The sequence below is a fragment of the Pseudarthrobacter sp. MEB009 genome (assembly GCF_030208875.1).
Taxonomy (GTDB): domain Bacteria; phylum Actinomycetota; class Actinomycetes; order Actinomycetales; family Micrococcaceae; genus Arthrobacter.
This window is the reverse complement of the sequence record NZ_JARVTC010000004.1, coordinates 1-12,433: the sequence shown is the minus strand read 5'-3', so window position 1 is coordinate 12,433 and position 12,433 is coordinate 1. Positions and strand designations below refer to the sequence as shown.

The following is a 12,433-nucleotide window of genomic DNA, read 5'->3' as shown; positions in this document are numbered from 1 at the left end:
GTTAGACCGGCTGCCCGAGTCCGACCTTGGCCTCGGCCATATGGAAGGAAGCACATGACGGATCATCAGGACCAGCCCCAGGCCCCCACCCCGGAAAGCGCCCCGGGCATGGACCCCAAGGCCGAGGGTGGGTGCCCCGTTATCCATGGCAACGCAACGTCGTCCGGCAGCGAGAGCGAGAACCCTGCGATCGATGCGCCGCAGCCCAAAGCGCACCGGCCGCGGACGGTTGCAGACTGGTGGCCCAACCAGCTGGACCTCACAGTGCTCCACGCCCACTCCCCTGTCGGCAACCCGCTCGGCCCGTCTTTCAGCTACCGGGAGGAGTTCCAAAAACTCGACGTCGAAGCCCTCAAAACAGACATCATCCAGGTTCTGACCACTTCCCAGGAGTGGTGGCCTGCCGACTTCGGCCACTACGGTGGCCTGATGATCCGGCTGAGCTGGCACGCCGCGGGCACATACCGCGTCCAGGACGGCCGCGGCGGCGCAGGCGATGGCAGTCAACGGTTCGCGCCCCTCAACAGCTGGCCTGACAACGCGAATCTCGACAAAGCCCGGCGGCTTCTGTGGCCGGTGAAGCAGAAGTACGGCCAAAAGATCTCGTGGGCCGACCTGCTGGTCCTGGCAGGCAACGTTGCCCTTGAGTCGATGGGCTTCAAGACGTTCGGTTTCGCGTTCGGGCGGCAGGACGTCTGGGAACCGGAGGAGATTTTCTGGGGACCGGAAGACGCCTGGCTGGGCGACGAACGCTACATCGACGAAAGCCGGATGGCCGACGATGTGGGAGCCACGGAAATGGGCCTGATCTACGTCAACCCTGAAGGGCCCAAGGGTAACCCGGACCCGGCTGCGGCCGCGGCGTTTATCCGCGAGACATTCAAGCGGATGGCGATGAACGACGAGGAGACTGTCGCCTTGATCGCTGGCGGCCACACGTTCGGAAAGACCCATGGGGCCGGGGACGCGGACGCCAACGTTGGCGCCGAACCCGAGGCTGCCAACCTCGAAGCCCAGGGCCTGGGCTGGCTCAGCACCTACGGGTCAGGCAAGGGCTCCGACACGATCACCTCGGGCCTGGAAGTTACCTGGACGGACAAACCCACCCAGTGGAGCAACCGGTTTTTCGAGATCCTGTTCGGCCACGAGTGGGAACTCGTCAAGAGTCCCGCCGGAGCCAACCAATGGGTGGCCAAAGATGCGGAACAAATCATCCCGGATGCCCACGACCCGCAGAAGAAGCACCTGCCAACAATGCTCACCACCGACCTGTCCCTGCGCGTCGACCCGACCTACGAGAAGATCTCCCGCCGGTTCCTCGCGAACCCTGACGAGTTCGCACTCGCATTCGCCAAGGCCTGGTACAAGCTGCTGCACCGTGACATGGGGCCCGTCAGCCCGCGGCTGCTCGGGCCCTGGGTTCCGGAAGCGCAGCTCTGGCAGGACCCGGTGCCGGCGGTTGACCATGAGCTGATCGGCGAACCGGAGATCGGCGCCCTTAAGGCCCAGCTTCTGGACGCCGGGCTGTCCGTTGCGCAGCTCGCCGGCACGGCCTGGTCAGCGGCTGCCACCTTCCGCAAAACCGACAAACGCGGCGGCGCCAACGGCGCACGGATCCGGCTGGAACCCCAGCGCGGCTGGGAGGCCAACGAACCCGGCGAGCTGGCAGCGGCACTGCAGGCCCTCGAAGCTGTAAAAGAAAAGTTCGACTCGGGGCAGACCGGGGGCAGGAAGGTCTCCCTCGCAGACCTGATCATCCTTGGCGGCTGTGCGGCCGTGGAGAAAGCTGCCCAGGATGCCGGCTTCCCTGTCACCGTACCGTTCCGGCCGGGGCGCACCGACGCAGCCCAGGACCAGACCGACGTCGAGTCATTCCAGTACCTGCAGCCGCGGGCGGACGGGTTCCGCAACTATGTACGCCCCGGAGTGAAGCTCCAGCCAGAGACTCTCCTGCTGGACAAAGCGTACCTGCTGGGCCTCTCCGCACCGGAGATGACCGCACTGCTCGGAGGCATGCGTGCTTTAGGCACAAACGTGGGCGGCACGCCCCACGGCGTCCTCACTGACAGGCCGCAGGTGCTGACCAACGACTTCTTCGTTAACCTGCTCGCAGCGGGGACACGGTGGAAGGCTTCCGAGGCCGGGGAGAACATTTACGAGATCAGCGACGTCGCCACCGGCGAGGTGAAATGGACTGCCACGCCGGTGGATCTGGTCTTCGGCTCGAATTCACAGCTTCGGGCGCTGGCCGAGGTCTACGCGAGCGACGATGCCAAGGAGAAGTTCGTTCACGACTTCGTGGCAGCGTGGGTAAAGGTTATGGAGCTGGACCGGTTCGACCTGGACTGACCCGGCCCGGGACTCAAAAAACCGGGTACTGGCCCCCGTTTGGGGGCCAGTACCCGGATGTCCCTGCCTCCCCTAGCCGATTGGCGTGGGCGGCTCCGCGCCCTGGAGCACGGCGAGTGCGTTATTGGCGGCGAGTACGGCCATTGCGGTCCGTGTCTCAACAGTGGCGGAGCCGAGGTGCGGCACGAGTGCCACGTTTTCGAGCCCAAGCAACTCGGGATGGACCTTGGGCTCCTCTTCGAAGACGTCCAGGCCGGCACCGGCGATCTGCCCCTCGCGAAGCGCAAGTGCAAGTGCTGCCTCGTCGACGATCGGTCCGCGGGCGGTGTTGATCAGGAACGCGGAGCTCTTCATCGTGGCGAGTTGCCGGGGACCGATCAGATGATGCGTTGCAGGCCCATAGGGGCAGTGCACGGAAACGATATCTGAAACGGCCAGCAACTCCTCAAGGTCCATGCGGCGGGCGCCCAACTCGGCGGCGATCGTGGAATCGATTTCGCTGCGCGACTGGTAAACGATCTCCATGCCGAAGGCCTTGGCCCGGCGGGCTGTAGCTTGGCCGATGCCGCCCATACCAACAATGCCGAGGGTCTTGCCCTGCAGGCTGCTGCCGAGGAGGAAGAACATTCCCCATTTCCAGGGCTGGCCGGAACGGATGAGCCGTTCCCCTTCGCCGAGCCGGCGGGTCGCCATGAGGATCAGTCCAAACGCGATGTCGGCAGTGGCGTCAGTGAGCACGCCGGGGGTATTGGTGGCGACGATACCGCGCGCCGCGCAGGCCGGGACATCGATGTTGTCATAGCCAACGGCAACGTTGGCGACCACCTTGAGCTGCGGTCCGGCGGCGTCGAGCAGTTCGCCGTCGATGCGCTCGGTGAGCAGGCTGACGATGGCTTCGGCCCCTGCGACACGGCGGAGGAGCTCCTCGCGACCGATCGATTCCGGACCCGCCCAGGCGTCGACGTCGTGTTCGGCGCGCAGTTTCTCAAGCGCAGGTTCGGGGATACGCCCCGTGACGACGACCCGGCTCATGCTGTCTCGATCCACTGGTGCAGGCGGCCAAGGCCGTCTCGAATGTCTGCGACGTCAATGCCCGAGTAGGCAAGCCGGATGTACTGGCGCTCCTCGCCGGGCAGGCGCCGGCCGAAGTGTTCACGTGTACAGAAGGACACGCCGGTCTTGTACAGGGCGTCGGCGGCGAAGTCGCCCACAGCCGTGTACCCCATGCGCTGCATGGCCTCGGTGACGTCGGGGAACAGGTAGAACGTCGACTGCGGCACGGCAACGTGCATGCCGGGGATGGCGTTGACGATCCCGCACGCGGCGTCCCGCCGGTCCCGCAGGATGTCCAGCATTTCCTGGACCGAGTCCTGGGGGCCACGAAGGGCTTCGATGCCGGCCCACTGCACGTAATGCGTGGTGCACGATTCGTCGTTGGTGTTCAGGGTGCTCAATACCTTGGCGATCTCGAGCGGGGCGACGGCGCAACCCAGGCGTGAGCCGGTCATCGCGAACTTCTTGCTGAACGTGTAGAGGATGACCGTACGCTCCGCCATGCCGGGCAGCGATGCGATGGAGCCGGAGACGCCCTCGTAGCGCGTCTCGAAGTAGGCCTCATCGGAGAGGACCCACAGATCGTGCTCCTGGGCGATCTGCGCGATGGCCTCGCGTTCGGCTACGGTCGACTCGGCTGAGATGGGGTTCTGCAGGTCGTTGTAGATGATCGCGGCAGTGTTGGGCGTGATCGAAGCGCGGACCTGGTCGAGGTCAATCGCAAACCCGTCGCTGGTGGGCACATAGCGGTAGGGCACGGCCGTGCCACCGAGGTATTCGATCTGCGATTCGTAGATCGGGAAACCGGGGTTCGGGTACAGCACTTCCTGGCCGGGGTTCATGACCGCCTGCAGGAACTTGGTGATGACAGGCTTGCCGCCGGTCATCACCACCACATTTTCGGGGGAGAACTCCATCCCGCGCCGCGCTCCCAGGTCCTCGGCGAGGGCCTGGCGGAGCTGCGGGATGCCCGGACCGGGGCAGTATCCCGTGTACCCGTCGGCGATCGCCCGGTTCATGGCTTCGACAATGTTCGGGGCGGTCGGGATGTTGATGTCGCCGAGGTGGAAGGGGTACACCAGGTTTCCCTTCGCCTTCCAGGCGGCGGCCGCCTGCGCGACGCTGAAGGCGGTTTCGGTGCCAAGGCGTTCAAGCCGTTGGGCGAGTTTCTGCATGTGCTGTTTCACTCCTCGTCGAGCTGGACACGGGTCCACGTAAGATCCCGGACTAGTATATTACTGATGTATCAGTCTGTCGATAGAGAGCGTTTGCAGCGTAGTAGGCCACTGGCCGTCGGAATCCCCCGGCCGCCCTGATCAGGCTTCTGTCCCCCTTCCTTTCCCAGACCTCGTCGAACAGCACGCCCTCGACGGCGTCGGCGCCGGGCTTCGGTCGGATGCGGGCGCTGCCGCTCGCTGACCTCTTCCTCATGCACGCGAACTGCGCCGCTGACGAACGACTCGTCGGCGACGCGGTTCGTCGCTGCCATGCAAAGCAGGTGGAACTTGTCGGGCACCTCCTGGACAACAACGACGAGGCAATCCGTCAGTGGTTTGGTGCGGGGATGCTCCAAAACGTCGTCACAACCCTGGGCCTCGCGGCCATCGACAAGCCATGGGCCCGCGCCATGAGCGGCACCTGTGCGACTGCGCCCCTGTAAAGTCCACCAGTTCCACAGTGAGCGCCACGCATCAGCGGGAACATCCGTATTTGGCCAGCCAATCCTCGTGACAGCGAAGGCGACGGCGCTGACGTCAGGACCGCTAACAGGCGACTCAGCCGCTGGCTTCCGTCTGCTGATCGACGGCGTTGAGGTTGACGCGCCGGCAATCACGACGAATTGGCAACAGGTCTTCACCGTCAGCGACCTCGCCGTAGGCAATCACGTCATCACCGCCGAGTTCGTTGACACTTACGCCAACTACCATTCCTCAACATCCGCCCCAGTGGCCTACGGTGTGTTGCCGGTTCCAAGGGCGGTGAAGGCTGAGTTCCATTCTTCGCGTCACGGTGACATCCCGGCCGGTACTGCTGTTGCGGTCCAGGCTGTGATCGAATCATGTGCTGTTGGCGGGGCCACCCCGGCGGGGTGGGTGCAATTTTATGACTGGAACACCAAGGTGGGCTCGCCGGTGAAGTCGGTCAACGGCCAGGCGGCCTACACATATGCATCCCTGAAAGACGGCAAGCACGTCCTGCAGGCCAAGTACATTGGCTCCAGCGTGTACATACCGGCTTTCACTCCTGCCAGGACGGTAAGCCTCGGGTAACCTCCGGCTATGCCGGTCATCCGGACTATCGCCGGATGGACTCGGCGATCCGCTTGATCTCTCTGAGTGTTATCGGAATGCCGTCGAGGGCCTGCTTCGTGCGGTCAGCAATTTGGGCCGGCGCCCCGGCACCGAACTTCTCTTCAAACATGGCGATCCCGGCTGGCAGGAACTCCCACGACTCGGTCAGGGTTGTCCCGGTTCCCGTTGGTGTCAGGGTGAACCCCCAGCGGACAAACTTGCCACCCACAATCCAGGCAAATTCGTGGCCGCGATCGGCGGCCACCACCTGCGAGCGGGTCTCCCAGGTTCGGTGCGGGAGCTCGTTACGCCCAGTGAACCAGGCACCGACCGTGGCGGCGCTGACGTCATCATCCCACCAACACGACGTGCAGACCGGGCTCCACTGGCCGGTGCGGGTGATGTCTGAGACCAGGTCGTAGAGCGTCACCGTTGACGCCTGGACCATGACGGACTCCTGGTGCTGCCGAACGGTTTGTTTCATGGGTCCATCCTTACAGACGGATTCCTGTCCCGGCGTCGAGGGGCCTGCGCGGAAGCGCCGCAGCTAGGAGTGGGCTGGTCCCAATTGATCCGCAACTTCGTCGGTCGACGGCGGCGCGGCGTCCTTTAGCTCAACAAAGAACACATGAGTGTCTGATCCTCCGATGTTTTCCCCGTAATGGTGCTGCGCCGGTAACCAGCGCGCCACGCCGGCGGGCAGCTCCACATCAACGGAGTTTCCGTTGGCGGAGATGCGGCGGTTGAAGGCGCTGGCTGTAATCATCACGCTGTCGGGGTGGCCATGCTCAGTCGTCACATGCCCGGGAGCGTCGGTGTACTCAAGCACACGGACGCGTTCGTTTTCAAAGGCCACCCGGTAGTTCCCCGGATTCGTCTCCACAGGATCTTCTGCCATGGACGGAATATACGCCTTGGGTGCCATCCCGGACCAGTGGACTGGTTAAACGCCGACGTGTTCGGGTGGAAGGACGGGCAAGGACTGCTGCGAGCAATCAGATGAATCGCATGACGGGTGAAGCCCGCCCAGCTAGGCGAGGGCAGCGGACAACGCCCGCAGAATCCAGCTGCGATAGGCCCCAACGGTCCACCCCGAGGATTCCACCAGTGCCTGGAACGTGCGTGGATGTCCCAATGACCAGATGGCGGCAGCTGCCTCGCCGTTGGTCATGCCGGAGGTGAGGCCGCCCCGCTCGCGGGCAGCGGCGGCCGCCATGTTGTACCGCTCCAACCGCTGAAGGGCGCGGCGTTCCTCCAGATTGGCAACTTCCGGGTCGACGGCGGCCGCCTGGGAGATCACATCCACTATGCGGCCAGTGCGCTGGTTCACTTCGACGAACCAGTCCGCCAGCACGCCTGTCAACGACTCCAAGTCGGGTGCGCTCTGTGTGCGTTCCTGCATCAGCTCCAGCACTTGCCTGGTGCCGGGCCCCGCAGCTGCTGCATCCAACACCGCAGAGAGCAGGGCCGCCTTGTTTCCCACCGAGTTGTAGACCGTCTGCAGCGCAACGCCAGCTTCAATGGCAACGGATTCTATGGTGGTGCGGACATAGCCGTTTGCATCGAAGAGCCAACCGGCCGTGGCAACGATATGGGCGCGGGTCTCGGCAGCCTGGGTCGCCCGCCGGGTCGGTTTGGGCTGCGCAGAACGCACGGTTGAAGCTTTGGGAGCGGGCGCCCCGGACGCTGTTGCTTTTGCTGCATTCGACATCTCATTAGACTATCGCTCTACTCATTGGAACGGTACTCTAGTCTAATAAGGATGATCCGTGATCAGGGTTGAGGAAGTTCTCATGAGCGAGGAAGATCATGTGTTCGATGCATTAGTCATCGGAGCCGGTCAAGCCGGGCTTGCGGCCGGATACCACCTGACTGGCAGGAAACTCCGCTTCGCCATTCTGGAAAGCGCGGGCCGGGTGGGCGACCAGTGGCGGAGCCGGTGGGACTCGCTGCGGCTTTTCACGCCAGCACAGCATGACGGTTTGCCAGGGCTTCCCTTCCCCGCCGGCAGGAACACCTTCCCGGCCAAAGAGGAAGTCGCCGCCTATCTCGAAGGCTACGCCGAACACTTCAACCTGCCCGTGCGGACAGACACTCACGTCACCACTGTCCGTCGGATGGACGACGGTTTCGACGTTGCCACCGACTCGGGCACACTGCGGGCACGTAACATTATTGTCGCTGCCGGCGCCAACACCCTCCCCCGGATCCCTGCTGCGTCTAAAGACATCAACCCCGGCATCAGCCAGTTGCACAGTTCGCAGTACCGCCGCCCAACCGATCTGCCCGAAGGCGACGTCCTGGTCGTGGGTGCCGGAACTTCGGGAGCTGAAATTGCCAGGGAGTTGGCAGCCACCCACCGGACTTTCATCGCCGGCCGGCCCACCCCGCATATTCCTGACCCCGTGCTGCGATACGCCGGAGACGCTTACTGGCGGTTCATCCATTCGGCGCTCACCACCGGGTCTCCCGCCGGCCGCAAGGTGGCCGCCAACTTCCACAAGCGCGGGGCACCCCTCATCCGGATCTCCGTTAAAGACCTGGACCGCGCTGGCGTAGTGCGGCTGCCGCGCCTCTCGGGCACCATGGACGGGCAGCCCACGTTCGACGGCGACACATCGGCCAGCGCCGAAACGGTGGGCGTGAGAACCCTTATCTGGGCCACTGGTTACCGGGCGTCGCTGGGTTGGATCGAGGGACTCCCGGTGACGGAGGGGGGCTGGCCGGTCACGCGCCGCGGCGTCGTGCCGGAACTACCCGGACTGTACTTCGCGGGCATGCCGTTCCAGTACGCACTGACCTCGGGACTCATCGGCGGAGTTGACCGCGATGCTGCCTTTGTCGTGGGGCACCTTGCCCGCGCGACCGGGCTCCCGGGACAGAAGCTTTCGGCCGGAAAGGAAGAGTAAGTTCCCTTGCAAACTGTTGCGCCAGGCCGGTCATGTGCGCCTGTCCTGATGCTCAAACGTATGTTCTCCCTGGTTGGCGGAAGGAGAGTCGGCCAGCCGGCGGGTCCAGACGCGACGTGCTGCCCGAAAAATGTCAGCCGGATATCCGGTTCAACCTCAGACCAGCCAGCGCCACCAGCGCGACTGCTCCGGCTCCGGTTCCGGCGGCGTTTCCGGCTCCGGCACTTCGCCCAACGCCACCGCGGCGCCCACGATGTCGTCCGCGGTCAGCGTCATGACGGCCTCACGATCGAGCGCGTCGAGACTTCGTTCCTCGTCGAGCGAGAGCCGGAGCGCCTGGCGGTTAAGCGCCTGCTCGAACAGCGTGCGGGCAAACCGTGCGTTACCGGAGTCTTCGCCCGCGTGAAGCCCGGTGAGGATGCGGCGCAGCATCTGCTCGGCACCGGGCTCCAGCATGTACTCGTGCTGGGCCAGCATCTGGTGGAAGATCGTCTGGAGTGCTTCCACCGAGTAGTCGGGGAATGTGATCTCGCGGGCGAACCGGGAGCGTAGTCCGGGGTTCGAGAGCAGGAAAGACTCCATGAGCCGCGGGTACCCGGCCACGATGACCACCAGTCGGTGCCGGTGGTCCTCCATCCGCTTGAGCAGGACCTCGATCGCTTCGGGGCCGAAGTCCATCCTGCCGTCCTCCGGGGCCAGCGCATAGGCCTCGTCAATGAACAGCACTCCATCTAACGCACGCCGGATCACCCGATCGGTCTTCACAGCGGTTTCGCCAACGTATTGCCCCACCAGGCCCGAACGGTCGACTTCGACCAGGTGGCCTTTCTGCAGCAGACCGACCGCGCGGTACATCTCGGCAAGGAGCCGCGCCACGGTGGTTTTGCCCGTGCCCGGATTTCCCAGAAAAACCAGATGCTGTGATGTGGCCACCTCCGGGAGGCCATGTGCTTTGCGGCGGGCCTGGACCCGGAGCAGCGCGACGAGGGCGCGAACTTGTTCCTTGACGGTCTCCAGGCCCACGAGTAAATCGAGCTCGGCCTGCACCTCGGCCAGTGGCCGGGCCGGGCCAGGCCTCGAACCCATTAAGTCGCCGACCAAGTCGTCGACGCGCTCTGAACCGGACAGCCTGAGCTGATCGGCCAGGTGGCCGATGGTCCCACGCAGGTCTTCAAGCGGATTGCGGCTGGTAGCCATGCACTAACTGTAGTACTCCGACACCTCTGGATAAACGTGGCAACTGAAGGGGCCAAAAGAGCTACTTCACCCGGTCAGTCGCGGCGGTACCCGGCGGACCGTGCGGCGGCCAACTTATGCTCCAGATGCCTGTTCATGGCCTCGAGTTCAAGGACCAGTCGGATGCCGGCCAGGTTGAGCCCCTCTTCGAGTAGTACGCCGATCCGGCGCAGGGTCTCAAGGTCATTCTCGCTGTAACGGCGCGTACCACCGCGGGTGCGGCCCGGCTCGAGCAGGCCCTTGCGCTCATACAACCGAAGGTTCTGCTGCCCCGTTCCCACCAACTCAGCCGCAACTGAGATCGCATAGACCGGGGCGCTCTTCGCTGGACCCACTGCCACCAAAAACCTCCAAAAAATCCCAAAATGACCTTGATCCAGTTTCTCACCCAGTGGTATAAAAAATCTATACCAGCCACGACAGATAGTTGGACTGGTAGCTGAGATCAAAAAACGATTGCAAGGAGTGAGAAAACAATGCTGATGCGTACCGACCCGTTCCGCGAGCTCGACCGGCTTGCCCAGCAGGTCCTAGGTACCACTGCCCGGCCCACACCGATGCCGATGGACGCCTGGCAGGACGGGGAAGAATTCGTCGTCGCCTTCGACCTTCCTGGAGTAGCCGTCGATTCGGTGGACATCGACATCGAACGCAACGTCCTGACAGTCCGGGCGGAGCGGACAGACCCTGCCGATGCGAAAACCGAGCTGATAGCGGCCGAACGTCCCCGCGGCGTGTTCAGCCGCCAACTGATCCTCGGTGAGGCGCTGGACACCGATGCCGTAAAAGCAGCCTATGACGCCGGGGTACTTACGTTGCGGATCCCCGTGGCCGAGAAAGCCAAGCCCCGCCGCATCGAAATCGCCTCCGAGTCCAATCAGCGCCAGGAAATCAGCGCTTAACCCCACCGTGAGGGGACCACGGAATGCGCTGCATGCGCGGTCCCGAGGCCAACTCCCCGTGATGATCCCCGGCGCCAAACACCGGGGATCATCACTCCTCTTACTGAACCGGGTGGCACGATGCTGGATTAATGCCGGCCTGGTCTGCAACAAGGCGAAAGGGCACCAATGAGCGCCTGGCATCCCTATAACGAGAACCTGCTCCCAGCCTTCTACGAACGCTTTGAACAACGCTGGGGTAAGGGAACAGCCCCGTTCCTGGACCCGGAAGTCCACGAAGAACCGCTCCCCCGCGCCCAGTGGATTAACCCCGACACCGGCGCGGCAGTCGCGGTCGTCCCTGTCTGGACCGAGAACCCCCAGCACCGATCCTTCGGCGTCTTCTACCTGCCTCCCACCGGCGACATCTGGGTCTTGCGCCCCGGACACACTGCCTACACCGAGGCCGGCGCAACAAACTCCGAAGAACAGATCACCCTCCGCAACGACGCATTCCGCAAAGCAGTCGACCACGCAAAGAGATTCATCTACGGCACCCAAACGTGAATCTCCACAACTGATCCACAACCTCGCAGGACGTGCCGCCCAGGAGATCAGCGAACGCGGATCAGGGCGGCCGGGTAGGTGCGGCAGGCAGCACATTCTGCGCTTCCAGCGCCGCCGCTCCGAACCTCTCCACCCCACGACGTCCCTAAAGAAAGGTCTTGCGGACTTGATAGCAAGTGTGCTTAGTATCTGATTAGTAACCATGCTTACTAAACGCGGTGGGCAGTGTGTTCTGCACCCGCTGCAACTTCCGAAAGAGAGCGATCATGACTGAGAACCAGTGGACCGATGTTGCGGCTCCCGCACCCATTGACCCGTCCGGCAGCCCAACACCCAACGAACGGGCAGGTGCTGCTTTCGCTGGCAGAAAGGATGCCGCGAAGGACGAGGCAACTGATGTGGCCCGGACCGCGGCGGATTCGGCGCAGAATGTCGCGCAGACGGCCAAGGAGGAAGTCGCCCATGTGGCGTCCGAGGCCAAGTCCAGTGCGAAGGACCTGATGAACCAGGCAAAATCCGGGCTCACCAGCCAGGCCGGGACCCAGCAGCAGAAGGCTGCCGAGGGAATCCGGAACATCTCCAGCCAACTGCACAGCATGGCCGAGGCTCCCGGAGAGCAGGGCATGGCCACTGACCTCATCCGGGAGGCAGCCGAACGCACCTCAGCCGTTGCGGGTTGGCTTGAGAACCGGGATCCGGGTTCGCTCCTTAGCGAGGTCCAGACCTTCGCCCGGAACAAGCCGGGCACCTTCCTGCTGCTGGCAGCGGGCGCAGGTATCCTTGCCGGCCGCCTTACCCGTGGACTCACCGCCGGACCCACCGGGAATGACACCGTATCCACCCCCTCGGGGCAGCAAGTAGCCAGCCGCTCACCACAGCCTGCACCGCGGCGGCAGGAAACGGTATTCGCCGCGGGTAGCGATGCCGACCTTCACGCCGAGCCCGTAGTAGGCAGCGGAACGCCGGTGTCCACGGCGTCGCTCCCGGCCGGCACGTCGGCGGACACACCGTTGCGGTTCGAGGATGACCCGTACAATCCGGCGGAAGGACGTCTGCTGTGAGCAGCCAAATCCCCGAACCGGCCCCGAGTGAGGCCCATCGGAAAGCGGATACTACCTCGTTGGGTGAGCTTCTTGGTGATGTCACC

General features: G+C 64.0%; 14 protein-coding genes. 7 read left to right on the top strand and 7 right to left on the bottom strand.

All coding sequences use genetic code 11. From position 1 onward, the window contains the following. The first annotated feature begins 54 nt into the window (after positions 1-54). Positions 55-2,349: a catalase/peroxidase HPI gene (katG, locus tag QRN07_RS02035; RefSeq protein WP_285240245.1), complete on the top strand. Its 2,295-nt coding sequence runs from the start codon at positions 55-57 to the stop codon at positions 2,347-2,349. A 72-nt stretch (positions 2,350-2,421) separates the two neighbouring features. Here katG and QRN07_RS02030 read toward each other — a convergent pair whose 3' ends face one another. Further along, positions 2,422-3,381, bottom strand: coding sequence for a 2-hydroxyacid dehydrogenase (locus QRN07_RS02030; RefSeq protein WP_056599812.1), 960 nt, complete (start codon positions 3,379-3,381; stop codon positions 2,422-2,424). After that, complete coding sequence (locus tag QRN07_RS02025; protein WP_050685214.1) at positions 3,378-4,577, bottom strand: pyridoxal phosphate-dependent aminotransferase; 1,200 nt, start codon at positions 4,575-4,577, stop codon at positions 3,378-3,380. Before QRN07_RS02025 ends, QRN07_RS02030 begins: the two co-directional genes overlap by 4 nt. A gap of 323 nt (positions 4,578-4,900) precedes the next feature. Here QRN07_RS02025 and QRN07_RS02020 point away from each other — a divergent pair, with 323 nt between their 5' ends. Further along, entirely contained in the window at positions 4,901-5,062 is a 162-nt protein-coding gene (locus QRN07_RS02020; RefSeq protein ID WP_200933657.1) for a hypothetical protein, read from the top strand. Continuing rightward, positions 5,043-5,672: an Ig-like domain-containing protein gene (locus QRN07_RS02015; RefSeq protein ID WP_082484280.1), complete on the top strand. Its 630-nt coding sequence runs from the start codon at positions 5,043-5,045 to the stop codon at positions 5,670-5,672. The genes QRN07_RS02020 and QRN07_RS02015 overlap by 20 nt, the downstream gene beginning before the upstream one ends. 25 nt (positions 5,673-5,697) lie before the next feature. On the opposite strand, the gene QRN07_RS02010 is transcribed toward QRN07_RS02015, so the two are convergent. From QRN07_RS02010 to QRN07_RS02000, 3 genes are all read right to left on the bottom strand, one after another. After that, the gene (locus tag QRN07_RS02010) at positions 5,698-6,177 is read right to left on the bottom strand and encodes an SRPBCC family protein (RefSeq protein ID WP_082484279.1); all 480 of its coding nucleotides are present in this window, start codon (positions 6,175-6,177) and stop codon (positions 5,698-5,700) included. A gap of 63 nt (positions 6,178-6,240) precedes the next feature. Beyond that, positions 6,241-6,591 (bottom strand): hypothetical protein, encoded by a 351-nt coding sequence (locus QRN07_RS02005; RefSeq protein ID WP_056599894.1) that lies wholly within the window; start codon positions 6,589-6,591, stop codon positions 6,241-6,243. Between the two features lie 132 nt (positions 6,592-6,723). Beyond that, positions 6,724-7,347, bottom strand: coding sequence for a TetR/AcrR family transcriptional regulator (locus tag QRN07_RS02000; RefSeq protein WP_235504734.1), 624 nt, complete (start codon positions 7,345-7,347; stop codon positions 6,724-6,726). A gap of 139 nt (positions 7,348-7,486) precedes the next feature. Here QRN07_RS02000 and QRN07_RS01995 point away from each other — a divergent pair, with 139 nt between their 5' ends. Further along, positions 7,487-8,602: a flavin-containing monooxygenase gene (locus QRN07_RS01995; RefSeq protein WP_056599803.1), complete on the top strand. Its 1,116-nt coding sequence runs from the start codon at positions 7,487-7,489 to the stop codon at positions 8,600-8,602. Between the two features lie 156 nt (positions 8,603-8,758). Here QRN07_RS01995 and QRN07_RS01990 read toward each other — a convergent pair whose 3' ends face one another. Continuing rightward, the gene (locus QRN07_RS01990; protein WP_056599800.1) at positions 8,759-9,799 is read right to left on the bottom strand and encodes an AAA family ATPase; all 1,041 of its coding nucleotides are present in this window, start codon (positions 9,797-9,799) and stop codon (positions 8,759-8,761) included. 74 nt (positions 9,800-9,873) lie between these two features. Next, entirely contained in the window at positions 9,874-10,179 is a 306-nt protein-coding gene (locus QRN07_RS01985; protein ID WP_082484277.1) for a MerR family transcriptional regulator, read from the bottom strand. Positions 10,180-10,314: 135 nt separating this feature from the next. Between QRN07_RS01985 and QRN07_RS01980 the strand changes: the two genes are divergently transcribed. The 3 genes from QRN07_RS01980 to QRN07_RS01970 all read left to right on the top strand — a co-directional run bounded on the left by QRN07_RS01980 (position 10,315) and on the right by QRN07_RS01970 (position 12,347). Beyond that, positions 10,315-10,740 carry an Hsp20/alpha crystallin family protein gene (locus tag QRN07_RS01980; protein WP_050685217.1) on the top strand — a complete coding sequence of 142 codons (426 nt, stop codon included), beginning with the start codon at positions 10,315-10,317 and terminating at the stop codon, positions 10,738-10,740. Positions 10,741-10,908: 168 nt separating this feature from the next. Beyond that, entirely contained in the window at positions 10,909-11,286 is a 378-nt protein-coding gene (locus QRN07_RS01975; RefSeq protein WP_050685218.1) for a hypothetical protein, read from the top strand. A gap of 266 nt (positions 11,287-11,552) precedes the next feature. Beyond that, positions 11,553-12,347, top strand: coding sequence for a hypothetical protein (locus QRN07_RS01970; protein ID WP_285240244.1), 795 nt, complete (start codon positions 11,553-11,555; stop codon positions 12,345-12,347). The last annotated feature ends 86 nt before the right edge of the window (positions 12,348-12,433 follow it).

What these genes read in the sequence shown, in the direction of transcription:
- QRN07_RS02030 (WP_056599812.1), bottom strand. Translation starts at nt 3,381, where the DNA reads ATGAGCCGGGTCGTCGTCACGGGGCGTATCCCCGAACCTGCGCTTGAG.
- QRN07_RS02025 (WP_050685214.1), bottom strand. Translation starts at nt 4,577, where the DNA reads ATGCAGAAACTCGCCCAACGGCTTGAACGCCTTGGCACCGAAACCGCC.
- QRN07_RS02005 (WP_056599894.1), bottom strand. Translation starts at nt 6,591, where the DNA reads ATGGCAGAAGATCCTGTGGAGACGAATCCGGGGAACTACCGGGTGGCC.
- QRN07_RS01970 (WP_285240244.1), top strand. Translation starts at nt 11,553, where the DNA reads ATGACTGAGAACCAGTGGACCGATGTTGCGGCTCCCGCACCCATTGAC.
- QRN07_RS01980 (WP_050685217.1), top strand. Translation starts at nt 10,315, where the DNA reads ATGCTGATGCGTACCGACCCGTTCCGCGAGCTCGACCGGCTTGCCCAG.
- QRN07_RS01990 (WP_056599800.1), bottom strand. Translation starts at nt 9,799, where the DNA reads ATGGCTACCAGCCGCAATCCGCTTGAAGACCTGCGTGGGACCATCGGC.
- QRN07_RS02010 (WP_082484279.1), bottom strand. Translation starts at nt 6,177, where the DNA reads ATGAAACAAACCGTTCGGCAGCACCAGGAGTCCGTCATGGTCCAGGCG.
- QRN07_RS01975 (WP_050685218.1), top strand. Translation starts at nt 10,909, where the DNA reads ATGAGCGCCTGGCATCCCTATAACGAGAACCTGCTCCCAGCCTTCTAC.
- QRN07_RS01995 (WP_056599803.1), top strand. Translation starts at nt 7,487, where the DNA reads ATGAGCGAGGAAGATCATGTGTTCGATGCATTAGTCATCGGAGCCGGT.
- katG (WP_285240245.1), top strand. Translation starts at nt 55, where the DNA reads ATGACGGATCATCAGGACCAGCCCCAGGCCCCCACCCCGGAAAGCGCC.